At 55.8% G+C, this 24,287-nt stretch carries 23 protein-coding genes; 8 read left to right on the forward strand and 15 right to left on the reverse strand.

Annotation, left to right across the window (positions count from 1 at the left end; translation table 11 throughout):
• Positions 1 to 64 precede the first annotated feature (64 nt).
• A complete protein-coding gene (gene cysG, locus ACWWFX_RS04615) occupies positions 65 to 1,438 on the forward strand; it encodes a siroheme synthase CysG (protein WP_276218701.1) in 1,374 nt (457 codons plus the stop codon).
• Positions 1,439 to 1,644: 206 nt separating this feature from the next.
• Entirely contained in the window at positions 1,645 to 1,815 is a 171-nt protein-coding gene (locus tag ACWWFX_RS04620) for a YhfL family protein (protein ID WP_473223315.1), read from the forward strand.
• A 48-nt stretch (positions 1,816 to 1,863) separates the two neighbouring features.
• Here the strand turns inward: ACWWFX_RS04620 and trpS are convergent, their stop codons facing one another.
• The 12 genes from trpS to ACWWFX_RS04680 form a co-directional block, all read right to left on the reverse strand.
• A complete protein-coding gene (gene trpS, locus ACWWFX_RS04625) occupies positions 1,864 to 2,871 on the reverse strand; it encodes a tryptophan--tRNA ligase (protein ID WP_276218704.1) in 1,008 nt (335 codons plus the stop codon).
• A complete protein-coding gene (gene gph / locus ACWWFX_RS04630) occupies positions 2,864 to 3,625 on the reverse strand; it encodes a phosphoglycolate phosphatase (RefSeq protein WP_276218706.1) in 762 nt (253 codons plus the stop codon). Before gph ends, trpS begins: the two co-directional genes overlap by 8 nt.
• On the reverse strand, positions 3,618 to 4,295 hold the full coding sequence (gene rpe, locus ACWWFX_RS04635) for a ribulose-phosphate 3-epimerase (RefSeq protein WP_108476607.1): 678 nt from the start codon (positions 4,293 to 4,295) through the stop codon (positions 3,618 to 3,620). Before rpe ends, gph begins: the two co-directional genes overlap by 8 nt.
• A gap of 16 nt (positions 4,296 to 4,311) precedes the next feature.
• A complete protein-coding gene (gene dam, locus ACWWFX_RS04640; RefSeq protein WP_456146943.1) occupies positions 4,312 to 5,142 on the reverse strand; it encodes an adenine-specific DNA-methyltransferase in 831 nt (276 codons plus the stop codon).
• A gap of 74 nt (positions 5,143 to 5,216) precedes the next feature.
• A complete protein-coding gene (gene damX, locus ACWWFX_RS04645; protein ID WP_473223316.1) occupies positions 5,217 to 6,560 on the reverse strand; it encodes a cell division protein DamX in 1,344 nt (447 codons plus the stop codon).
• A gap of 85 nt (positions 6,561 to 6,645) precedes the next feature.
• On the reverse strand, positions 6,646 to 7,740 hold the full coding sequence (gene aroB / locus ACWWFX_RS04650) for a 3-dehydroquinate synthase (protein ID WP_276218714.1): 1,095 nt from the start codon (positions 7,738 to 7,740) through the stop codon (positions 6,646 to 6,648).
• A 72-nt stretch (positions 7,741 to 7,812) separates the two neighbouring features.
• On the reverse strand, positions 7,813 to 8,334 hold the full coding sequence (aroK, locus tag ACWWFX_RS04655) for a shikimate kinase AroK (RefSeq protein WP_108476603.1): 522 nt from the start codon (positions 8,332 to 8,334) through the stop codon (positions 7,813 to 7,815).
• 280 nt (positions 8,335 to 8,614) lie between these two features.
• Positions 8,615 to 9,847, reverse strand: a complete 1,233-nt coding sequence (hofQ, locus tag ACWWFX_RS04660; protein ID WP_473223317.1) for a DNA uptake porin HofQ — start codon at positions 9,845 to 9,847, stop codon at positions 8,615 to 8,617.
• Entirely contained in the window at positions 9,789 to 10,163 is a 375-nt protein-coding gene (locus ACWWFX_RS04665; protein ID WP_473223318.1) for a HofP DNA utilization family protein, read from the reverse strand. Before ACWWFX_RS04665 ends, hofQ begins: the two co-directional genes overlap by 59 nt.
• Positions 10,153 to 10,584, reverse strand: a complete 432-nt coding sequence (locus ACWWFX_RS04670; protein ID WP_276218721.1) for a HofO family protein — start codon at positions 10,582 to 10,584, stop codon at positions 10,153 to 10,155. Before ACWWFX_RS04670 ends, ACWWFX_RS04665 begins: the two co-directional genes overlap by 11 nt.
• Positions 10,571 to 11,101 (reverse strand): PilN domain-containing protein, encoded by a 531-nt coding sequence (locus ACWWFX_RS04675; RefSeq protein ID WP_473223319.1) that lies wholly within the window; start codon positions 11,099 to 11,101, stop codon positions 10,571 to 10,573. Before ACWWFX_RS04675 ends, ACWWFX_RS04670 begins: the two co-directional genes overlap by 14 nt.
• A 2-nt stretch (positions 11,102 to 11,103) precedes the next feature.
• Positions 11,104 to 11,892 (reverse strand): pilus assembly protein, encoded by a 789-nt coding sequence (locus ACWWFX_RS04680; protein WP_473223320.1) that lies wholly within the window; start codon positions 11,890 to 11,892, stop codon positions 11,104 to 11,106.
• Positions 11,893 to 12,011: 119 nt separating this feature from the next.
• Here ACWWFX_RS04680 and mrcA point away from each other — a divergent pair, with 119 nt between their 5' ends.
• Positions 12,012 to 14,564 (forward strand): peptidoglycan glycosyltransferase/peptidoglycan DD-transpeptidase MrcA, encoded by a 2,553-nt coding sequence (mrcA, locus tag ACWWFX_RS04685; protein WP_473223321.1) that lies wholly within the window; start codon positions 12,012 to 12,014, stop codon positions 14,562 to 14,564.
• 94 nt (positions 14,565 to 14,658) lie between these two features.
• Here mrcA and nudE read toward each other — a convergent pair whose 3' ends face one another.
• Positions 14,659 to 15,219, reverse strand: a complete 561-nt coding sequence (gene nudE / locus ACWWFX_RS04690; RefSeq protein ID WP_231826033.1) for an ADP compounds hydrolase NudE — start codon at positions 15,217 to 15,219, stop codon at positions 14,659 to 14,661.
• A 305-nt stretch (positions 15,220 to 15,524) separates the two neighbouring features.
• On the opposite strand from nudE, the gene ACWWFX_RS04695 reads away from it, so the two are divergent.
• The 5 genes from ACWWFX_RS04695 (at position 15,525) to pckA (ending at position 21,861) form a co-directional block, all read left to right on the forward strand.
• The gene (locus ACWWFX_RS04695; protein ID WP_473223322.1) at positions 15,525 to 17,672 is read left to right on the forward strand and encodes an intracellular growth attenuator family protein; all 2,148 of its coding nucleotides are present in this window, start codon (positions 15,525 to 15,527) and stop codon (positions 17,670 to 17,672) included.
• Positions 17,673 to 17,743: 71 nt separating this feature from the next.
• Positions 17,744 to 18,412: a GMP/IMP nucleotidase gene (gene yrfG, locus ACWWFX_RS04700; protein WP_473223323.1), complete on the forward strand. Its 669-nt coding sequence runs from the start codon at positions 17,744 to 17,746 to the stop codon at positions 18,410 to 18,412.
• A 10-nt stretch (positions 18,413 to 18,422) separates the two neighbouring features.
• Positions 18,423 to 18,824 carry a ribosome-associated heat shock protein Hsp15 gene (gene hslR / locus ACWWFX_RS04705; protein ID WP_276218733.1) on the forward strand — a complete coding sequence of 134 codons (402 nt, stop codon included), beginning with the start codon at positions 18,423 to 18,425 and terminating at the stop codon, positions 18,822 to 18,824.
• Positions 18,825 to 18,847: 23 nt separating this feature from the next.
• Positions 18,848 to 19,726: an Hsp33 family molecular chaperone HslO gene (gene hslO / locus ACWWFX_RS04710; protein WP_015962680.1), complete on the forward strand. Its 879-nt coding sequence runs from the start codon at positions 18,848 to 18,850 to the stop codon at positions 19,724 to 19,726.
• A 518-nt stretch (positions 19,727 to 20,244) separates the two neighbouring features.
• Positions 20,245 to 21,861 (forward strand): phosphoenolpyruvate carboxykinase (ATP), encoded by a 1,617-nt coding sequence (pckA, locus tag ACWWFX_RS04715; RefSeq protein ID WP_276218737.1) that lies wholly within the window; start codon positions 20,245 to 20,247, stop codon positions 21,859 to 21,861.
• A 156-nt stretch (positions 21,862 to 22,017) separates the two neighbouring features.
• On the opposite strand, the gene envZ is transcribed toward pckA, so the two are convergent.
• Both envZ and ompR read right to left on the reverse strand, forming a co-directional pair.
• A complete protein-coding gene (gene envZ / locus ACWWFX_RS04720) occupies positions 22,018 to 23,370 on the reverse strand; it encodes a two-component system sensor histidine kinase EnvZ (protein ID WP_473223324.1) in 1,353 nt (450 codons plus the stop codon).
• Positions 23,367 to 24,086 (reverse strand): osmolarity response regulator transcription factor OmpR, encoded by a 720-nt coding sequence (ompR, locus tag ACWWFX_RS04725; protein WP_001157751.1) that lies wholly within the window; start codon positions 24,084 to 24,086, stop codon positions 23,367 to 23,369. Before ompR ends, envZ begins: the two co-directional genes overlap by 4 nt.
• Positions 24,087 to 24,287 lie beyond the last annotated feature (201 nt).

The following is a 24,287-nucleotide window of genomic DNA, read 5'->3' on the forward strand; positions in this document are numbered from 1 at the left end:
CGGCTTCTGCTGTTATTCTACCCGCCATATTCCCCCTGTTTCTGTCCATTTAAGAGGCTACACCGTGGATCACTTACCTATCTTCTGCCAGTTACACGACCGTGACTGTTTATTGGTTGGCGGCGGTGATGTTGCTGAACGCAAGGCGCGCTTGCTGCTTGATGCAGGAGCCCGTTTGACGGTTAACGCGCTGGAGTACGTTCCTCAGTTCAGGATTTGGGAAGAAGCAGGCATGCTGACGCTGGTTGAGGGCGAATTTGCCCCGTCTCTGCTTGATACCTGCTGGCTGGCCATCGCCGCCACGGATAACGATGTGGTGAATCAGCAGGTCAGTGAAGCGGCGGAAGCGCGCCGCATTTTCTGCAACGTGGTGGATGCGCCAAAAGCCGCCAGTTTTATCATGCCGTCGATTATCGACCGCTCGCCGCTGATGGTGGCAGTCTCTTCCGGCGGCACGTCTCCGGTGCTGGCACGTCTGCTGCGCGAAAAGCTGGAATCGCTGCTGCCGCTGCATCTTGGACAGGTGGCACACTACGCAGGCCAGCTACGTTCACGGGTGAAAAAGCAGTTTTCCACCATCGCTGAACGCCGCCGTTTCTGGGAAAAACTGTTCAGCCATGACCGTTTAGCCCAGTCGCTGGCGAATCAGGACAAAGTTGCCATTGAACAGGTCACCGAACACCTGCTCAGCGAACCGCTGGATCATCGCGGCGAAGTGGTGCTGGTTGGCGCCGGGCCGGGCGATGCGGGCTTATTGACGCTCAAAGGGCTGCAACAAATCCAGCAAGCGGATGTGGTGGTTTATGACCGTCTGGTCTCCGATGACATTATGAATCTGGTGCGCCGCGACGCGGACCGCGTCTTCGTCGGTAAACGTGCCGGTTATCACTGCGTGCCGCAGGATGAGATCAACCAGATCCTGCTGCGCGAAGCGCAGAAAGGAAAACGCGTGGTTCGACTGAAAGGCGGCGATCCATTTATCTTCGGGCGCGGGGGCGAAGAGCTGGAAACGCTGTGCGATGCCGGTATACCTTTCTCCGTTGTGCCGGGTATTACGGCGGCATCGGGTTGCTCGGCGTATTCAGGTATCCCGCTCACGCACCGCGACTATGCGCAAAGCGTGCGTCTGGTCACCGGCCACCTGAAAACCGGCGGCGAGCTGGACTGGGAAAATCTGGCGGCAGAGAAACAAACGCTGGTGTTCTACATGGGGCTGAATCAGGCGGCGACTATCCAGGAAAAACTGATTGAACACGGCATGTCGGCGGAGATGCCGGTGGCGATTGTGGAAAACGGCACGGCCATTAAACAACGCGTCGTTGACGGCACGCTGGCCGAACTCGGCGCAATGGCGCAGCAGATGGAAAGCCCGTCGCTGATTATCGTCGGCCGTGTGGTTGGGCTGCGCGAGAAACTGAACTGGTTCTCAAATCATTAATGCCCTTCGGGCGTGGTAAACCTGCCGCGCCCACATATAATACAAACGCATGACACCTACGATTATTATTAATATTTAATACATTTTTAAGTTAGTCGAATTATTCATTTCCCACCGTATGGCGTTAAATAGAGATAACTTATTCCGGCCTCACCGGAGATAAGTACAGGGATTTAATAACGTCTATCGATTCAAGGGATGATTCTATGAAAACCATACTTAAAGCCGCCGCCGTCGTGCTGGCACTCTCTACTCTCACCGCCTGCACCGGGCACATTGAGAATAAAAACAAAACCTGCTCTTACGATTATTTGCTGCATCCCGCTATTTCGGTTTCCAAAATTATTGGCGGCTGCGGACCTGCGGCAGAGCAGTAATTTAAATGATATAAAAAAGCCGGGAATATTCCCGGCTTCAGTCATTTATTATACAGGCTTACCCACAAACCCAATCGCTTCATACACCGCTTTCAGGGTTTGCCCCGCGCGCGCGCTGGCTTTGTCCGCGCCCTCTTTCATGATTTTGTTGAGCAGCGCTTCATCGTTACGGAAACGGTGATAGCGTTCCTGAAGCTCGGTCAGCATGCCGGAAACGGCTTCTGCCACTTCGCCTTTCAGGTGGCCGTACATTTTGCCTTCGAAGTGTTTTTCCAGCTCCGGAATGCTCTGGCCCGTAACGGCAGAGAGAATATCAAGCAGGTTGGAAACGCCCGCTTTCTCTTTCACATCATAACGCACCACCGGCGGCTCTTCCGAGTCGGTCATCGCACGTTTGATTTTCTTCACCACGGATTTCGGATCTTCCAGCAGGCCGATGACGTTGTTGCGGTTGTCATCAGATTTGGACATCTTCTTGGTCGGCTCCAGCAGCGACATCACGCGCGCGCCGGATTTCGGAATGAACGGCTCTGGCACTTTAAAAATATCGCCATAAATGGCGTTAAAGCGCTGGGCGATATCGCGGCTCAGTTCCAGGTGCTGTTTCTGATCTTCACCCACCGGCACCTGATTGGTTTGATACAGCAGGATGTCTGCCGCCATCAGCACAGGGTAGTCAAACAGACCGGCGTTGATGTTTTCCGCATAGCGTGCGGATTTATCTTTGAACTGGGTCATGCGGCTCAGTTCACCGAAGTAGGTATAGCAGTTCAGCGCCCAGCTCAGCTGCGCGTGTTCCGGCACGTGAGACTGAACGAAGATGGTGCTTTTTTCCGGGTCAATGCCACAGGCCAGATAGAGCGCCAGGGTATCTAACGTCGCTTTGCGCAGCGCCTGCGGGTCCTGACGCACGGTGATCGCATGTTGGTCAACGATGCAATAGATGCAATGGTAGTCATCCTGCATGTTTACCCACTGACGCAGCGCACCCATGTAGTTGCCAATGGTCAATTCACCCGACGGCTGTGCGCCACTAAAAACGATGGGCTTAGTCATTTTCTAATTCCTGATTTTCACTGTGCGGAAGCCCGAGCGCGGGCAAGAGTTCGTTAAACTGGTCGAAGATATAATCGGGCGAGCTGAGCGCGATAGATTCGCCATAGTTGTAGCCGTAGGTCAGGCCCACGGAGCAGCAGCCCGCCGCCTGTGCCGCCTGAATATCGTTGCGTGAATCGCCCACAAACAACAGTTCAGCCGGTTCGATTTCCAGACGCTTCGCCACCAGCAACAGCGGCTCCGGATGCGGCTTCTTGTTCTGCACGTCATCGCCGCCAATCACCACGCTAAAGAAACGCGCAATGCCCAGCGACTCAAGTAGCGGCGCGACAAACGGCGTCGGCTTGTTGGTCACCAGCGCCAGCAGCAGGCCTTTGTCATGCAGCGCCGTCAGCGTCTGTTCAACATGCGGGAAGAGGAAACTGCCCTCTTCGGCAAACTCGGCGTAGTAGCGATCAAACAGGCGACGCAACACGCGCAGCTGTTCATCCTGCGGGATATCCGCATGGTCAACGGAAGGTTTCCCCTGGGCCGCACGTTGAGTCGCACGCTCCTGACGCGACCAGGCCAGCGCCCGCTCCATCAGGACATCAGCACCGTTGCCAATCCAGGTGACCACGCGTTCTTCGCCTGCTACCGGGAGTTCCAGCGCGTAGAGCGCGCTATCAACCGCCGCGGTCAGCCCCGGCGCGCTATCCACCAGCGTGCCGTCGAGATCGAAGGCCACGCCGCGGAGGGTCTGCAATTTATCCATGACTTACCTTTGCCAGTTCACTGCGCATTTCATCAATCACTTTTTTATAATCCGGCTGGTCAAAAATCGCCGAGCCTGCGACAAACATATCTGCCCCGGCGGCGGCGATTTCACCAATGTTGTTCACCTTCACCCCGCCGTCCACTTCCAGGCGGATATCATAGCCAGATTCGTCAATGCGACGACGCACTTCACGCAGCTTATCGAGGGTGTGAGGAATGAAGGACTGGCCGCCGAAGCCTGGGTTCACCGACATCAGCAGGATCACGTCCAGCTTATCCATTACATAATCGAGATAGCTCAGCGGCGTCGCCGGGTTGAATACCAGCCCCGCTTTACAGCCGTGCTCTTTGATCAGTTGCAGCGTGCGGTCAACGTGCTCAGAGGCTTCGGGATGGAAGGTAATAATGCTGGCGCCTGCCGCCGCGAAATCGGGAACAATGCGGTCAACCGGTTTCACCATCAGATGAACGTCGATAGGCGCGGTAATACCGTATTTACGCAGGGCTTTCAGCACCATCGGGCCGATGGTCAGGTTCGGCACGTAGTGGTTATCCATAACATCGAAATGAACCACATCCGCACCGGCTGCCAGTGCGTTGGCGGTGTCTTCACCCAGGCGGGCAAAATCAGCCGACAGAATTGAGGGGGCAATCAAAAACTGTTTCATCCGCATCTCCTAAAAACTATTTTTTATCTGCCGGACGATACAACGCCAGCAGCTCATCCACCTTATTACGCGTGCCGCCGTTGCGGCTAATGCTGCGTCGCACTTTTACGACGTGCTGTACTGCGTTGTTATACCACGCCACCGTCTCGGGTGTGCGATGGTTTGAAATCAGTACCGGAATACGCTTTGCCACCAGCTCTTCGGCTTTATCAGCCAGCAGCTTTTGCTGTTCGCTGCTGAAGCTATTGGTGTGGTAGGCCGTAAAGTTGGCCGTTGCGGAGAGCGGCGCGTACGGCGGATCGCAATAAACGACCGCTTTCTTTGCCTGCTGCGCGCGGTCCATACACACTTCATACGACTCGCAATAGAACTCAGCGTTCTGCGCTTTTTCGGCGAAGTGATATAGCTCGGCTTCCGGGAAGTAAGGCTTCTTGTATCGGCCAAACGGCACGTTGAACTCGCCGCGCAAGTTGTAACGGCACAGGCCATTGTAACCGTGGCGATTCAGGTACAAGAAGAGTACCGCACGACGCATTTTATCCGTGCTGGCGTTAAATTCGCTACGAAACGCATAGTAGCGCTCGGAATCATTCGTTTCTGGCGTGAAAACCTTGCGGGCCTCAGCGACGTAGTCGTCAGGCTGGTTTTTTACGATGTTGTAGAGATCGATAAGATCGCTGTTGATATCAGCAAGGATATAACGAGAAAAGTCGGTATTAAGAAATACCGACCCGGCGCCCACGAAGGGCTCCACCAGGCAGTCACCTGATGGCAAGTGATGTCTAATATCTTCGAGCAGGGGGTACTTGCCCCCTGCCCATTTCAAAAAAGCGCGATTTTTTTTCATGCTGCCTAACTAATTACACTTTCTCCGGCTGTGGAGAAAGCTCCGACAGCATCCTGCGCTTGTAGCACGTCACATTACTTCAGGTCAGATTGCACCTGATGCAACGGTTTCGCCCACGGATTTTTTGCCTGTACATCGGCAGGCAGCGTGGTGACCGCGCGTTTCGCATCATCTTTCGACGCGTAAACACCCGTTACCAGCACATACCATGGCTGACCGTTACGCGTGGTCTGATAAACCACGTAGTCTTTCAGATTCTCTTTCTTCGCCCAACCGTTCAGGTTGTCGTAGTTGGAAGAGGAGCTGAGCTGCAGCGTGTAATGACCGCCTGGTGCAGATTTCAGTGAGTTCACATCACCTGCGGATTTCGCCGCGCTGCTGGACGGAGCGCTGGTTGCCGCAGTGGCAGCCGGTGCAGTGGTCGCCGCAGGGGTAGTCGTTGATGTTGCTGCAGGTGCCGTGGTGGTTGCCGTAGCTGCCGGTTTCGCCGGAGCGGTAGAGGTCGCAGGCGTTTTCGCCGGCGTGCTCGTGGCTGCGGTTTCGGTATGTTTCGGCTGCTGGGCAACAGGTTTAGGCGTTGTCACCGGAGCCGGTTTCGCCGCCGCGGTCGTTTGCGGTTTGCTCTGCGGTTTCGGTTCAATCACAGCTTGTTTACGTTCAGGACGCGTTGCCGCCGTCTGCTGACGCGGTGCCGTTTCCGTTGCCGCCGGGCGAGATGCCGCGCCGTTACGGATAGGTGCAACGGTAGCCGGTTCGGTTGGCAGCGTGGAGTTCACTACTACGTTATCGACCTGGCCCTGCTGCTGAGTCAGTGCGTTGTTCAGATCGCCCTGTACTTCCACACGCTGCTGGCCTTCAGCCGTTGCGGCTGGCTGACCCTGAGTCGGCGTGGAAGAGATAGGCGGCAGAGAAACGTCCTGCTGCGGGTTAGCGCCTGCGGTCTGCTCTGCTGAAGTGGTGCCTGGCGCAGGCTGCGTGCCATTTGCCTGATCGGCAGCATCACCGGAGAGATCGATATTTTTTTCCGTTGACGCGCTCTGGTCGCTGGAAGAGGAAGACGGCGACTTCAGCGCCGAGCCGATGCCGACGATCAGCAGCAGCAGCACCAGAATCCCGACGCCCATCATAATGTACTGGCGGGAGGCCGGTTTACGCGGTGGGGATTTACGTTTACGCGGACGACGCTCGACGACTTCTTCCGCCTCTGCATCATCTTCGTCGTCATACAGCTCATCTTCGGGCTCGACATCTTCACGTGCCTTGCGGCTACGGGCCGGACGGCGCTCATCCGCTTCCAGCTCCACATCATCAAAATTGATCTGCGGCTCATTGTCACGATCGGAAGATTGACGAGAGCGACCAGTACGACGATCGCTGGGATCGGGTTTCAGCTCGTCTTCTGGTTTAAATTCATCCATTTAACACCCCACTAAAAGGCTCACGCCCACAACTATTGCACTTCACCTGAAGATAAAACGCCGCGCGAACGCGGCTTGACCTTTCTTATTGTTGCGCCCGCTGAGTATCAGCAATAGCGCCAAGAACCACATCATGCGGCACACCGCCGCGCACTTCACTTTTACCGATTGCCAGCGGGAGGACGAGTCGCATCTCACCGGCTAAAACTTTTTTGTCGCGCATCATGTGCGGCAGATAGGCTTGTGCCGTCATCTCCTGCGGGCCCGTGACCGGCAGGTTTGCGCGCTTGAGCAGCGCAATAATACGCTGTGTCTCTTCCGGCTTAAACTGACCTAAGCGTTCAGAGGTATGCGCCGCCATGACCATGCCAGCAGCAACCGCTTCACCGTGAAGCCAGTTACCGTAACCCATCTCGGCTTCAATCGCATGTCCAAATGTATGTCCAAGATTGAGTAAAGCACGTAAGCCGGTTTCGCGCTCGTCCGCAGCGACAACTTCTGCTTTTAATTCGCAACAGCGACGAATGCAGTACGCCATGGCTTTCTCATCGAGGGCCATCAGGGCATCAATATTCTCTTCCAGCCAGTCGAAGAACGGCGCGTCAAGGATAATGCCATATTTGATGACTTCAGCGAGACCCGAAGAGAGTTCACGCGCAGGCAGGGTTTTCAGGCAGTTCAAATCGACAACCACGGAAGCCGGTTGCCAGAACGCGCCAATCATATTCTTGCCAAGGGGATGGTTTACGGCTGTTTTGCCGCCAACCGAGGAATCTACCTGCGAAAGCAGCGTGGTAGGTACCTGAATAAAGCGCACGCCGCGCTGATAGCTCGCCGCCGCAAACCCGGTTAAATCGCCAATGACGCCGCCGCCAAGGGCTACCAGGGTCGTATCGCGACCGTGCGGTTTTTGCAGTAGTGCTGTAAAGACGGTGTCCATCACGGCCAGGCTTTTGTACTTCTCGCCATCGGGAAGGATCACGCTATCGACCTTGACGCCAGCCTGTTCTAACACAGAACGGACCTTATCAAGATAGAGCGGCGCCAGCGTTTCGTTGGTGACCAGCATAACCTGGCTGCCAGACTTGAGCGGTAAGAAGGAAGCTGGATCGTTAAACAAACCAGCCGCGATGGTTATCGGGTAACTACGTTCCCCGAGAGTTACAGTAAGCCTCTCCATAACGCGACGTCCACCTTGGTTACTTATATTCGCTTAAACGCTTTACGCTGACGCAGTGTTCGCTGCCCAGTATCAGTTGCTTTCCAGCATATGAATGATCTGGTTCGCGACCACTTTTGCACTCTGATCGTCAGTACGGATAGTGATGTCGGCAATCTCTTCATACAGCGGGTTGCGCTCATCGGCCAACGCCACGAAGACATCGCGCTGCGGTGCATCAACCTGCAACAGCGGACGTTTTTTATCGCGCTGCGTACGTGCCAGCTGTTTTTCGATGGTCGTTTCGAGATAAACCACCACGCCGCGGGCGGAGAGACGATTGCGCGTTTCGCGAGATTTAACAGAGCCACCACCCGTCGCCAGAACAATGCCCTGCTTTTCGGTCAGCTCGTTGATGATCTTTTCTTCGCGGTCACGGAAACCTTCTTCGCCTTCGACATCAAAGACCCAGCCCACGTCAGCGCCTGTCCGTTTCTCAATCTCTTGATCAGAATCGTAAAATTCCATATTGAGCTGTTGGGCTAACTGGCGCCCAATAGTGCTTTTGCCGGCACCCATAGGTCCAACCAGAAAGATATTGCGTTTCTCTGCCATTTTTTTGGTACTACTAAGACTATTCGTTAATGATAAATCCGCGCCGCAAACACTTTGGCGTCGCCGGACATGAACTGAAACCTCTTGTGCGATACTGCGAGAGTCAGACTGAAAATTATCTCAATACTCCGGCTGGTTTGGCAACAGATTAAATTGCCGTCTTGAAGGAGACTGGAAAGAGGCGCCGACGCTCAAATCGGTACTCCTTGTATGCTAAATCCTGTCTCACGTCAAACACCTGACGTCAGTTCGTAAAGAAATTTCAGCGATTAACGGGCCTTCAGCGAGTAGAAATGATGCGTGGGGTGATAAACACCACCAGCTCTCGTCGCTCATTATCTTTGCCGTCATGGCGGAAAAGTTGGCCCAATAGCGGGATATCGCCCAATAAAGGTATACCATCCCGCGCGGTTTTGTTTTTTTGCGAGAATATTCCGCCCAGTGCCAGCGTTTCGCCGCTCTGGACTTCCACCTGGGTTTCAATCTCCTGTTTATCGATAGCCAGCACTTCACCATCGGCCTGTTGCAGTACCTGCCCCGGCATATTCTCACTAATGTGCAGTTTCAGGCGGACGCGGTTTTTCTGTAGCACTGTAGGGGTCACTTCCATCCCCAGCACCGCCTCTTTAAATTCTACCGAGGTCGCGCCGCTTTCGCCGCTGGAGACCTGATAAGGAATTTCGCTCCCCTGTTTGATGCTGGCAGGCTGTAGGTGCGAAGCCAGTAAACGTGGGCTGGCGATAATTTCCAGTTGCTGCTTTTGTTCCAGCGCAGAGAGTTCCAGCTCCAGCAAACGGCCATTAATGCGGCCAATGTTAAACCCCGCGCGGGTGGTCGCATCCGCCACAGACAAGTCGCTACTGAGGGTGGTCACTTTGCCCAGCCCCGGCGGATTGGCGGCATCCGCCAGCGTCCACTTCACGCCAAGCTCGCGCAGACTCTTTTCATTAATGGTAACGATGTGCGCCGCCAGCTCAACCTGACCCACGGGAATGTCCATTTCGCTGGCCCAGCTATCAAACAGTGGCAGATGATTTTCATCATCACGCAGAATGAGCCGATTAGTGCGTTTATCGACGGTGAGCGTGCCGCGCGGGCTCAGCAACTTTTCCCCGGCTTTGGCGAGTTCCCCTGCATCCGCGTGATACAGCACGATGCTGCGGCTTTTCAGCGGAAGCGCCTGCTGGCGTTTTTCCTGCTCAGCCTGCGCGCGCTGCTGACGTGCTTCCTGCCAGGCCTGCGAATGAATGGCGATAACGCTGCCTTGCTGGGTCATGATTAATCCGCTGCTGGTTAACACCGTTTGCAGCGCCTGCTTCCACGGCACATTTTTCAGCTGCAACGACAGCGTGCCCTGCACATCGGGCGCAATCACCATATTGCGTTGCTCCAGATCGGCCAGGCTTTGCAGCACCTGCGCCACCGGCACCTCATCGACAACCAGCGACACATTTTTACTGGCGGCCAGCAGCGGCAGCAGTATCAGCGCCAGCAGGCTTATCCTTTTTATCATGCTCGATTTCTCCTTTAATGATTCGCCACTGCGACGGTTCGCAGGCTTCACCCGTCTCCATCGTCAGGCTTTGTGCCGTGATTTCCGTAATACGCCAGCCAGACATGAGTCGGTCTTCTCGCTGTATTCGTCGCCACTTTCCTTTTTCGTCGCGCAAAAATGCAATCTGCCGTTGCCCGCTATCCACACTGCCCGCGTACTGCAACTGGCTGAGCTGCGCGATTCGACAGGGATCGTCTACCGGCAAAAAGGGGTCACGCATACCCAGCAACAACGGGAGGAACAGCATTAGCGCACCGCGTAAATTATTCTGCATTGATGCTCTCCAGTTGCAGCGTCAGCACATGCCGAGTCTCGCCTGCCTGAAGAGAAAAGGCCGATACCCGCATTCCCCGCTCCGCCAGAAGCATAAACACCGATGGCACCTGCTCCCATTCGGTTTCCAGCACCAGCTCACCGCCCCGCACGGCAGGCGTCCAGCTCATCAGTTCGGCCCCTGGGCGTTGAAAATCGACAGGGGAAAAGGGTTTAGTCGCAGCCAGAGTGGCGTCAGCGGCAACGTTTAGCGCCGCCTGTAGCGGCATCACGCTCTGCCAGCGGGCGATGCGCAGTATCTGCTGTTGCTTCCACGCGGCGTTCGGCGAGGCTGCTTCGGATTGCAGCAGAAACGCCACGCCGCCCGCCGCCATCAACAGCACACCTGCAAGCCCGGCATGCCAGCGTTCAGGGCGCAGCATCGGCGGATCTCCTTTTCATCTGATAGCTGAACAGCCAGCGTCCGTCTTTATCGCGCGCCATTTTTCCGGCAACGGCAGGCTGAAAACCGTCGATACGTTGCATTTGCTCATCAAGGGCGTGCAAGGCGGAAAAACGCGCCAGCACGCCGGAAAGCTGCAATACGTCGTTCTGGTAGCTCAGGCCGGTCAGCCATGCCTGCCCGGGCAACTGTTCGGCAAGCGCCACCAGCCGTGCCTGCCAGGCGAACGTTTGCTGCCGCGTGGCCTGTTGACGCTGCAGCAGCGCGCGTTCTTCCAGTTGTTGCCTGAAGTGCTCTTCACGCTGGGTCAGCGCGTGAATCAACTGGCGTTCGGCATCCACATGGCAAGCCAGCAGCGTCTCTTGCAGGCGCGATTCCACCTGCCTGCTTGCCCCAGCCACCAGCAGCGCCAGCATGACGCCAGTCACGATGAGGTATGCAAGACGGAGCCGTTTTCGCTGACGAGATTGTCGCCAGGGCAGAAAGTTAACCGCCACGCTCATTCCTGTGCTCCCAGCGCCAGGCCAATGGCGATGGCAAACGCATCGCTGTCGGCGGGCAACGGCGGCTGAATCTGCCCGATGACACTCCAGGGGTCGAAGCGAGGAGCGTCATCAGCCTGCGCGGTACAGCGCACCAGCTCAGGCATAGCCAGTCGCGTGCTGAGTTGGTGCAACGAAGACGTCTCCGCCCGCAACACGCTTCCCCAGCCTGCTGCGCCGGCCCATAGCCAATGAGCATCGTCCTGCCACGCCAGCGCGCTCGCCCCGTGGGAAAGCCAGGGCAGAAAGTGGCGCAGCGCACAGGCGTCGGGCGTAATCGCCGTCACATGCAGGCGCAGCGCGCGGGCGACGCGCTGCAACGGTTCAACGTCCTTACGCTGAGCCGCAGTTACGCTCCAGCCTTCTGCCTGCATGTTTGGCTGATAATCAAAACAGAGCGCAGAAGGCTCCATCGCCACCTGTTGCGCCATCGCGCTGGCGATCCACTGCGCCTGCTCGCTGTCACGCAGCGTCATCGACGCCTGCGGTAGCGTTTTCTGTAAGGTGCGATGCGCCGGAAACGCCAGGCTGACCGCATGCTGCCACGGAAGCTCGCGTCGCCAGGCCGCGAGGGCCGCCACCAGCGCGTTTTCCGTCTGTGGGGGAGAAAGTGTCGAGAAACCAGCGGGAAGCGGCAGAAGCCACCAACGACGCAGCGCCCAGCCGCCGCGCACGCGCTGGAGCGCAAGGGCCGCAATTTTATCCTGTTGAATGTGAAGACCTATTTGCCAGCATCCGAAAGCCATTTCGTGATATCCCTTAAACGCCATCATGGTGACGGCTATATCAATGCATCTGGCTTGCCTTTATACTACCGCGCGTTTGTTTATAAACTGCCCAAATGAAACTAAATGGGAAATCTCCGGTGAAGTTCGTAAAGTATTTATTAATCCTTGCAGTCTGTTGCATTCTGCTGGGAGCAGGCTCGGTTTATGGCCTCTACAAGTATATTGAGCCCCAGCTTCCTGATGTTGCGACGCTCAGAGACGTGCGTCTGCAAATTCCAATGCAGGTTTACAGCGCAGACGGCGAGCTGATCGCCCAATATGGCGAAAAACGGCGTATTCCGGTTACCCTCAGTCAAATGCCGCCTGAGCTGGTGAAGGCCTTTATTGCCACGGAAGACAGCCGTTTCTACGAGCACCACGGGGTTGACCCGGTGGGGATTTTCCGTGCCGCCAGCGTCGCGCTGTTCTCCGGCCACGCGTCGCAGGGGGCGAGTACCATCACCCAGCAGCTGGCGCGTAACTTCTTCCTCAGCCCTGAAAAGACGCTGATGCGTAAAATAAAGGAAGTGTTCCTGGCCATTCGCATCGAGCAGATGCTGAGCAAAGATGAGATCCTCGAACTCTATCTGAACAAAATCTACCTCGGCTACCGCGCGTACGGCGTGGGCGCTGCGGCGCATGTTTACTTCGGTAAATCCATCGATCAGCTGAGCCTGAGCGAAATGGCGGTGATCGCCGGCTTACCGAAAGCGCCTTCCACCTTCAACCCGCTCTATTCTATGGATCGCGCCACGGCCCGTCGTAACGTGGTGCTGTCGCGCATGCTGAACGAAGGGTATATCACTCAGGCGCAGTACGATCAGGCACGTAGCCAGCCGATTGATGCGGACTACCATGCCCCGGAAATCGCCTTCTCTGCCCCGTATCTGACCGAAATGGTGCGCCAGGAGATGGTGAAACGCTACGGCGAGCAGGCGTATGAAGACGGCTACCGCGTTTACACCACCATCACGCGTAAGAACCAGCAGGCCGCGCAGTTGGCCGTGCGGACCAACGTGATGGATTACGATATGCGTCACGGCTATCGCGGCCCGTCTAATGTGCTGTGGAAAGTGGGCGAGACGCCGTGGGATAGCAAGAAAATTACTGACTCCCTGAAAGCGCTGCCGACCTACGGGCCGCTGCGCCCGGCGGTGGTGATGTCAGCCAGCGCGACGGAAGCGACCGCACAGCTGGCCGATGGCAGTTCTGTCTCCCTGACAATGGAAGGCGTTCGCTGGGCGCGCGCCTGGCGTTCAGATACATCGCAGGGGCCAACCCCGCGTCGCGTTAGCGAAGTCGTGCAGGCCGGGCAGCAGATTTGGGTGCGTCAGGTTGGCGAAAGTTGGTGGCTGTCGCAGGTGCCGGATGTGAACTCGGCGCTGGTTTCCATCAACCCGCAGAATGGCGCGATCATCGCGCTGGTCGGCGGCTTCGATTTCAACCAAAGCAAATTTAACCGCGCCACGCAGGCGCTGCGTCAGGTGGGCTCGAACATCAAGCCGTTCCTGTACACGGCGGCGATGGACAAAGGCTTAACGCTCGCCAGCATCCTGAATGACGTGCCGATTTCCCGCTGGGATGCCGGGGCCGGTTCAGACTGGCGTCCGAAGAACTCCCCGAACGAGTACGCGGGCCCGATTCGCCTGCGTCAGGGTTTAGGTCAGTCGAAGAACGTGGTGATGGTGCGTGCCATGCGTGCGATGGGCGTCGATTATGCGGCGGAGTATCTCCAGCGCTTTGGCTTCCCGTCAGAGAACATTGTTCGCACAGAATCGCTGGCGCTGGGCTCGCCATCCTTCACCCCGCTACAGGTCGCACGCGGCTATGCGGTGATGGCGAACGGCGGCTTCCTGGTCGATCCGTACTTTATCAGCAAGATTGAGAACGATCAGGGCGGCGTGATTTTTGAAGCGAAACCGAAAATCGCCTGTCCGGAATGTGATATCCCGGTGATTTACGGCGAAACGCAGAAATCCGACGTACTGGAAAACAAAAACGTTGAGGATGTCGCCGCATCACAAACGCCGCAGAATTCCAGCGTACCAATGCCGCAGCTTGAACAGGCTAACCAGTCACTGGTGGCACAGACAGGCGCGCAGGAGTATGCCCCGCATGTGATCAACACGCCGCTGTCGTTCCTGATTAAGAGCGCGCTGAATACCAACGTCTTCGGCGAACCCGGCTGGCAGGGTACGGGCTGGCGCGCGGGTCGCGATCTGCAACGTCACGATATCGGCGGTAAAACCGGGACCACCAACAGCTCGAAAGATGCGTGGTTCTCAGGTTATGGTCCGGGCGCGGTGACCTCAGTGTGGATTGGCTTTGACGATCATCGCCGCGACCTCGGCAGAACCTCAGCCTCGGGCGCAATTAAGGATCAGATTTCCGGTTACGAAGGTGGTGCGAAAAGCGCGCAGCCTGCGTGGGATGCGTTTATGAAAGCTATTCTGGCCGGGGTGCCGGAACAGCCGTTAACGCCGCCGCCGGGTATCGTCACGATTAATATCGACCGCAGCACCGGACAGTTGTCCAGCGGCGGTAACAGCCGCGCCGAATACTTTATCGAAGGCACCCAACCGACGCATCAGTCGATTCGCGAGGTGGGAACGGAGATTATTGATAACGGGGAATCGCAGGAATTGTTCTAACGGTACCGCGAATTGCCTGATGCGCTTCGCTTATCAGGCCTACAAAGCACCATAAATTGTAGGCCGGGTAAGCGCTAGCGCCACCCGGAAAGCTTTAAAACCTGCCCTGCGCCTTCAACCACTCACGCACTAAAAACAGCGCGCTCACATTACGGGCTTCGTTGAAATCCGGCTCTTCAAGCAGTTCCATCATATTGGCGATAGGCCAGCGCACCTGCGGCAGCGGTTCCGGTTCATCGCCTTCCAGCGATTCGGGATATAGGTCTTCCGCCACCACGATATTCATCTTACTGGAGAAGTAAGACGGCGCCATGCTGAGCTGTTTCAGGAAGGTCAGGTTGTTGGCCCCGAATCCTACCTCTTCTTTCAGCTCGCGGTTCGCGGCTTCAAAGACGGTTTCACCCGGGTCGATGAGCCCTTTAGAGAACCCCAGCTCATAGGACTCGGTGCCCACGGCATATTCGCGGATGAGAATTAAGTGATCGTCCACTACCGGCACAATCATGACGGCTTCACGCGACGACGGTTTCATGCGTTCATAAACGCGGCGTACTCCGTTACTAAACTCCAGATCTACGCTTTCAACATTAAATAAACGGGAGCGCGCGACCGTTTCAACATGGAGAATCGTGGGTTTTTGTAATGGTTTACTCATTGGACCGTTCTTTGCTGTGATGACTGTTGTCATTGTGAGCCAAGAGGCGCATTCCGGCAATTTAAAATGGCTGTTATTTACATTTTCGTAACTATTGTTTTTGATAACCCTTATTTGTTCCAAAAAGTCAAGAAGTTGAAACAAATTTGAGAATTTGCTGATATTCGCCGCGAGAGGGGTTTGTTATCCTCGCGAGTTACGATAGTGTGCAACAAATCTGTGAAGACCTGGGTCATTCGTACTAAAAGTGAATAATAAAAAAGACGAATGAAGCGACCGACAAAAATAAGGATAATGGCAATAGCATGGGCACATTGACTCTCTTTACCGCTGCGATTCTGGTCTGTGCCTTACTGGCGGGCTGGTTTATTCGCATGCGCGCAAAGCGACGCCGTTTACCCTGGCTGCATGCATTCCCTGGCGCGACCACGCGCAAATTAACCGACGATGAGCGTCGCGGCATTGAGAACTATCTTGAAGATCTCAACCAGAGTCAGCAGATCCCCGCATCGGGTTCTACGGTCGCCCCTACGCTTATCTCGTTGAATGCGCAAAGCAATACCGTTTTCACCCTGACCCGCGCCATTACCCGCTACGGCATCACGACCGACGATCCCAATAAATGGCGCTATTTCCTCGACTCCATCGAAGTTCATCTGCCGCCCTTCTGGGAGCAGCACATCAATGACGAAAACAGCATCGAACTTATCGTCACCGATGATATTCCGCTGGTGATTGCCCTCAACGGTTATTCGCTGAAAGAGTACACCCTTGAAGGCCAGCGTAAGGCGCTGGAATCCCCCACCTCGACGCAGGCGTCTATTCGCGGCGAAGAGAGCGAACAGATCGAGCTACTCAACATTCGTCAGGAGACGCACGAAGAGTACGCGCTAAGCCGCCCGGACGGGCTGCGGGAAGCGCTGCTGATCGTTGGCGCATTCGTCCTGTTTTATTGCAGCCTGGTCCTGCCCGGCGTCTTTACGCCCTGGTTGCTCGGCGGTGCCGTTTTGCTGCTGCTGGCGGGCCTGTGGGGCCTGTTTGCGCCGCCCACCAAAACGTCGCTGCGTGAAATCCACTGCCTGCGCGGCACACCAAAACGCTGGGGTTTGTTTGGCGAAAATGACCAGGAGCACATTAACAATATTTCACTGGGCATCATCGACCTGATTTACCCGCGCCACTGGCAGCCGTTTGTCGCGCAGGATCTCGGTCAGCAAACCGATATCGATATCTATCTCGACAGGCATGTAGTGCGTCAGGGACGTTTCCTGTCGCTGCACGATGAGGTCAAAAACTTCCCGCTTCAGCACTGGTTGCGTAGCGCCGTCATTGCCGGTGGCGCGCTGCTGGTGGTGGTGATGCTGTGGGTGAGCGTGCCGCTCAACATGCCGTTTAAATTCACGCTCTCCTGGCTGAAAGGCGCGCAGGTGATTGAAGCCACCACCGTCGATCAGCTCGCCAAAGCGGGCGTGCGTGTGGGCGATACGCTACAGCTTCAGGGCACCGGGATGTGTAATATTCATTCGCCGGGTACCTGGACTGCGCAGGAGAGTTCGCCTTTCCTGCCGTTCGACTGCTCGCAAATTATCTGGAATAACGCGCCGCGCCTGCCGCTGCCGGAGTCGGATATCGTCAATAAAGCCACGGCGCTGGTGCAGGCGGTGAACCGTCAGCTGCACCCAACGCCGGATGACAGCTCCCGCGTCAGCCCGGCGCTACGCTCAGCGATTCAAAAATCAGGCATGGTGCTGCTGGATGACTTTGCCGATATCGTGCTGAAAACCAAAGATCTGTGCTCGGCGGCGGACGAGTGTTCGCGGCTCAAAAATGCACTGGTAAACCTTGGGAACACGCGCGATTGGGAAACGCTGGTCAAGCGCGCCAATTCGGGGCGTCTGGACGGCGTGAACGTTCTGTTACGCCCGGTCAGCGCCGAGTCGCTCGATAATCTGGTCGATACCTCCACCGCGCCGTTTATTCTGCGGGAAACTGCGCGCGCGGCACAGGCCCTGAACAGTCCGGCGCCTGGCGGTTTTCTTATCACCAGCGATGAAGGCAGCGATCTCGTTACTCAACCTTATCCAACGATGAGCCTGTATGACTTCCCGGCGCATCAGCAGTGGAGCGAGTTCCAGCGTCTGGCGGGCATGCTGATGCACACCCCGTTCCACGCGGAAGGCATCGTCACCAATATCTTTACCGACGCCAACGGCACGCAGCACGTTAACCTGCACCGCATGCCGGACAGCAGCGGCCTGTGGCGCTATCTGGCGACCACCCTGCTGATGATTGCGATGATTATCTGCGCCGTCTACAACGGCGTTCAGGCGCTGCGCCGTTATCAGCGTCATCGCGAACGTTTGGTCGAAATTCAGAAATATTACGAAAGCTGCACCAACCCCGTTTTGCTCTCCAACCCTGAGGATTATGAGCAAAATATGCCGCATCATTGATTCCATCCTGAATGAAGCAAAGCGGCAGGTTGTGCTAACCTGTCGCGCAATTCTATGGCTGGAGGCTCCTCATGCATTTTGACATCGCCTGGCAGGAGGTCGATACCGTTCTGCTGGATATGGATGGTACGCTGCTCGACCTCGCATTCGATAATTACTTCTGGCAAACGCTGGTGCCTGAGACCTACGGCAGCCAGAAGGGCCTGACGCCGCAGGAAGCGCGCGACGCGCTGCGCCAGGAGTACCACGATGTGCAGCATACGCTAAACTGGTACTGTCTTGATTACTGGAGCGACCGGCTGGGTTTGGATATTTGTGCGATGACCCGCGAGCAGGGGCCGCGTGCGGCGCTGCGTGATGATACTGTGCCTTTTCTCAATGCCTTACAGGCGAGCGGTAAGCGGCGCATTCTGCTGACCAACGCGCATCCTTACAACCTTTCCGTCAAGCTGGAGCATACCGGTCTTGATGCACACCTTGATTTATTACTTTCCACCCACACATTTGGTTATCCGAAAGAGGATCAGCGGTTGTGGCAGGCGGTAGCGGAACATACAGGGCTGAAAGCGGAGCGCACGCTGTTTATCGACGATAGCGAGGCGATTCTGGACGCGGCGGCGACATTTGGTATTCGCTACTGTTTAGGCGTCACTAACCCGGACTCCGGTCTGGCGGACAAAAGCTATTTACGTCATCCCGCCCTGAATGATTACCGTCGTCTGATCCCCTCACTCAAGTGAAGGAGTGACCATGAAAGAGAAATCCGCAGCGGGCGTTCGGCTGGATAAATGGTTATGGGCCGCGCGTTTCTATAAAACCCGGGCGCTGGCGAGGGAGATGGTTGACGGCGGCAAGGTTCACTATAACGGGCAGCGCAGCAAGCCCAGCAAGATAGTCGAACTCAACGCCCTGCTCACCTTACGCCAGGGCAACGACGAACGTACCGTCGTGGTGAAAAGCATTACCGAGCAGCGCCGCCCGGCAAGCGAAGCCATGCTGCTTTATGAAGAGACGGCTGAAAGCATTGAGAAGCGCGAGAAAGTCGCGCTGGCACGTAAACTCAACGCGCTGACGATGCCGCATCCGGACCGACGCCCGGATAAAAAAGAGCGCCGCGACCTGATGAGATTTAAATATGGCGACAGTGAGTGACTGGCGCCTCAAGAGAGAAAATTATGACTCAACACGATCAATTACATCGCTATCTGTTTGAAAACTATGCCGTCCGTGGCGAACTGGTCACCGTATCAGACACCCTCGAACAGATCCTCGCGAACCACGACTACCCGCAGCCGGTAAAAAACGTGCTGGCCGAGCTGCTGGTTGCCACCAGCCTGCTGACCGCAACGCTGAAGTTCGCTGGCGATATTACCGTTCAGTTGCAGGGCGATGGCCCGATGACGCTGGCCGTGATCAACGGCAACAACCAGCAGCAGCTGCGCGGTGTGGCGCGCGTGCAGGGCGATATTCCTGCCGATGCCGACCTGAAAGCACTGGTGGGGAATGGTTATCTGGTGATCACCATCACCCCGGAAGAAGGCGAGCGCTATCAGGGCGTGGTGGGTCTGGAAGGCGATACGCTGGCGGAATGCCTGGAAGATTACTTCCAGCGCTCTGAACAGCTGCCGACGCGTCTGTTCATCCGCACCGGCGAAGCGAACGGTAAGCCTGCGGCGGGCGGTATGCTGTTGCAGGTAATGCCAGCACAGGACGCGCAGCGTGATGATTTCGATCACCTGGCGGCACTGACCGAGACCATCAAAGGCGAAGAGCTGTTCACCCTGCCGGCGAACGATGTGCTGTGGCGTCTGTATCACGAAGAAGAAGTGACGATTTACGACCCGCAGGACGTGGAGTTCAAGTGCACCTGCTCCCGCGAGCGCTGCGCTGGCGCGCTGAAAACGCTGCCGGATGAAGAAATCGACAGCATCCTGGCCGATGAAGGCGAAATCGATATGCACTGCGATTACTGCGGTAGCCATTACGTTTTCAACGCCATGGATATTGCAGAGATCCGCAATAACGCCTCTCCGGCGGACCCGCAGGTACATTAATTATCCGGCTTTGAAAAATGCCATTTGTAGGCCCGGTAAGCGTAGCGCCACCGGGCTTTTTTTTAATTCTGTTGTATCCCCAGAGTAACAACCGTAGCTCTCGAACATCACATGGGGCGCGAAAGTTCAACGTTATCCATGTTGGTATCCACAAATTAGCAGTAAGCGCGATTATCGCATTACGTCTGATATCACGTTTAGAAAGTGTGGAAATTCGGAAAATGGCTCAGCGAGGTGAATCGATTTTTTCCATGAAAGGGTTACGTAATTTTCTTTCAGAAATGCGATTACATTCACATAAACATCGTATTTTAAACCATTTTTTAACCAATTAAGAACATTTACCCCAATTCAAATCATTTTCCTGCCATAATCGGTGCCGCTTCGTGACAGGAGTCACAATGAATTCGTAAGTAGACGTTTTGTCGGGATACGTAAATCTATGAGCCTGGTCGCGGTCAACACCCCTAAAATACCCATAGAATTTGTAGCAATACAATTGGCTAAGGAGCAGTGAAATGCGCAATGGTTTAACTCCGCAGGATCTCAAGGCTTATGGTATCAACGACGCACAGGAGATTGTCTACAATCCGGATTACGACACGCTGTATCAGGAAGAACTTGATCCTAACCTGGAAGGTTACGAGCGTGGCGTCCTGACCAATCTTGGTGCTATCAACGTCGACACCGGTATCTTTACCGGCCGTTCCCCGAAAGATAAGTATATCGTCCGTGACGATACCACGCGTGATACCGTTTGGTGGTCTGATAAAGGCAAAGGAAAGAACGACAACAAGCCGCTCTCTCAGGAAACCTGGCAGCACCTGAAAGGACTCGTTTCAAATCAACTTTCTGGCAAGCGTCTGTTTATCATCGACGCTTTCTGTGGCGCAAACGAAGATACCCGTCTTTCCGTGCGCTTCATCACCGAAGTGGCCTGGCAGGCGCACTTTGTCAAAAACATGTTTATTCGCCCAACCGAAGAAGAGCTGGCAACCTTTAAACCAGACTTTATCGTGATGAACGGCGCGAAATGCACCAACCCGCAGTGGAAAGAGCAGGGTCTGAACTCTGAAAACTTCATTGCCTTTAACCTGACCGAGCGCATTCAGTTGATTGGCGGCACCTGGTACGGCGGCGAAATGAAAAAAGGGATGTTCTCTATCATGAACTACCTGCTGCCGCTGAAGGGCATCGCGTCGATGCACTGCTCGGCAAACGTCGGTGAGAAAGGTGATGTGGCGGTCTTCTTTGGTCTTTCCGGCACCGGCAAAACCACGCTGTCTACCGACCCGAAACGCCGCCTGATTGGCGATGACGAGCACGGCTGGGATGACGATGGCGTCTTCAACTTCGAAGGCGGCTGCTACGCGAAAACCATCAAACTTTCCAAAGAAGCGGAACCGGAAATCTACAACGCGATTCGCCGCGATGCGCTGCTGGAAAACGTGGTGGTACGCGCCGACGGCACCATTGATTTCGACGATAACTCGAAAACCGAAAACACCCGCGTCTCCTACCCGATTTATCACATCGATAATATCGTCAAGCCGATTTCCAAAGCGGGCCACGCCACCAAAGTTATCTTCCTGACGGCGGATGCGTTTGGCGTGCTGCCGCCTGTTTCTCGTCTGACCGCTGACCAGACTCAGTATCACTTCCTGTCTGGCTTCACCGCCAAACTGGCCGGTACCGAGCGTGGTGTCAACGAACCGACCCCAACCTTCTCCTCCTGCTTCGGCGCGGCGTTCCTGTCGCTGCACCCAACGCAGTACGCGGAAGTGCTGGTGAAACGCATGAAAGCCTCTGGCGCACAGGCGTACCTGGTCAACACCGGCTGGAACGGCACCGGCAAGCGTATCTCGATTAAAGATACCCGCGCCATTATCGACGCCATCCTGAACGGTTCGCTGGATAACGCAGAAACCTTCACCCTGCCGATGTTCGATTTGCAGATCCCAACCGAGCTGCCGGGCGTGGATACGCATATTCTCGACCCGCGTAACACCTACGGTTCCCCGGAACAGTGGCAGGAAAAAGCCACCGCGCTGGCGAAACTGTTTATCGAGAACTTCGAGAAATATACCGATACTCCGGCAGGTGCCGCGCTGGTAAGCGCTGGGCCAAAGCTGTAATCGGTCTGGTGAGATGATGAAATCCCCCTTCCGTGAGGTTGGGGGATTTTTTTTGGCCAGGGTTTAGCGAGTGTGCCCGCCTGTTGCCGGGCCAACCAGCTCAGTTTTTGTAGGCCTGATAAGCGTAGCGCCATCAGGCAATACCGACGACGCGCGCTAACTCTCTTTCACCGGCCCATGCACATGTGCCACCGGAACCGGGAGCCAGGCGCGGATCAGCAGGCCGCCGCGTTCGCTGGTGTCAATTTCCAGCAAACCGTTATGGTTGTCGATAATACGTTGCACAATCGCCAGACCAAGCCCCGTGCCGCTGGTGCTGCGCGCGCTGTCGCCGCGCACAAACGGCTGGAACAGATGCTTGCGCTGCTCGGGTTTAATCCCAGGCCCGTCATCTTCCACCTGGAACCAGGCGCGGTTGAGTTCGCTGCCGCTGCTGACCTTAATCCAGCCATTACCGTAACGCGCGGCGTTCACCACCATATTGGCCAGCGCGCGTTTGATAGAGAGCGGGTGCATTCGCAGCAGAATTTCTCCTGCCTGGAGATCGGTTTCTATCTCGCGCTCATAACCACTTTCGGCGGCGATCACTTCGCCAAGAACTGCATTGAGATCCGCCATCTCCATCGGCATCTCCTGCCCGGTGCGCAGGTAGTCGATGAATTGTTCGATGATCGCGTTGCACTCTTCGATATCTTTGTTAATCGATTCCGCCAGATAGCCGTCCTGCTCGCCCATCATCTCCGTCGCCAGACGAATACGGGTGAGCGGCGTGCGCAGGTCGTGGCTGACGCCCGCCATCAGCAAGGTGCGATCATCGGCAAGCTGCTTCACGCCTGCGGCCATATGGTTAAAGGCGCGGGTTACCGAACGTACTTCCGACGCGCCATATTCGCGCAGCGGCGGCGGGATCATGCCTTTACCGACCTGTAGCGCGGCATGTTCAAGGTCAACCAGGGGCCGGTTCTGAATACGGATAAACAGCCACGCACCGCCTATTGCCAGCAGCATGATCGCGAGTGTGTAACGGAACAGCGGCGAGAAATCGCCCTGATGGATTTCAGTAAGGGGAACGCGCACCCAGATGTTGGGAGACAACCAGGTTTTCAGCCAGACGACAGGCGAGCTTTTATTAACCTCGACGCGTACTTCCGTCGGGCCACCCAGCTGCGTCGCCATCTGCTGGCTTAAAAATTCGTAATGCTGCGCCCAGCGCAGCCCCGCCTCTTCCGCCGCTTCATCGGAATAGAGCGAGATACCAAGTTCGCGGTAAATTTCGCGACGGAACGCAGGCGGCACCACCAGCTGCGTACCGTCCTCCAGCTCAAGTTTATCGGTCATCAGCATACGGACTTCGTAGGCGAGGACCTTATTAAACTGCTGGAGGCTTGGCAAAATCGCGAAGTTCAGCACCACAAGATAGGTTGTCACCAGGCTGACAAACAGCAAGGTGACAATCAGCAACAACGTGCGGGCAAACGAACTTCGCGGAGAGAAGCGCAATCGCCTCATGCCTTAGAACCGTCCGGGACAAAGACGTAACCCAGGCCCCAAACGGTCTGGATATAGCGTGGATGGGCCGGATCTTCTTCCACCATGCGGCGCAGACGGGAGATCTGGACGTCGATGGAACGTTCCATGGCGGAGTACTCGCGACCACGCGCCAGGTTCATCAGTTTATCGCGGGAGAGCGGTTCGCGCGGGTGGCTCACCAGCGCTTTCAGTACCGCAAATTCCCCGCTGGTCAGCGGCATCGGCTCGTCTTCACGGAACATTTCACGCGTACCGAGATTCAGCTTGAACTTACCAAAGGCAATCACCGCCTCTTCCTGAGAAGGCGCGCCCGGCAGTTCGTTCGCCTGACGACGCAGCACCGCACGAATACGGGCCAGCAGTTCACGCGGGTTGAACGGTTTTGGAATGTAGTCGTCAGCGCCGATTTCCAGGCCGACGATACGGTCAACTTCTTCGCCCTTCGCCGTCACCATGATGATCGGCATTGGGTTGCTTTGGCTACGCAGACGGCGGCAGATGGACAAACCGTCTTCGCCTGGCAGCATTAAATCCAGTACCATAAGATGGAAGGATTCGCGGGTTAACAGACGATCCATCTGTTCGGCGTTGGCTACACTTCGAACCTGGAAACCCTGCTCGGTCAGATAACGTTCAAGCAGCGCACGCAGGCGCATGTCGTCATCGACCACCAGAATCTTATAATTCTCTTGCATTGTTTTTACTCCCAAAGGTTCGCAACAATTATCAGTGCGTATTCTTAAAAAAGCGTAAGCCGGTCACCAGTTAAATCTGGTATAAATTCCAGGCTAAATTGTTACAAAGCATATTTTACAGCGGCTTAAGTATACATTTAATCATAAGACACATTATTCATCCTGTTGGACTCTTTTGTGCTTTCCAACAGGCCAGCAGAA

Source organism: Pseudocitrobacter sp. 2023LY-00077 (assembly GCF_055796175.1).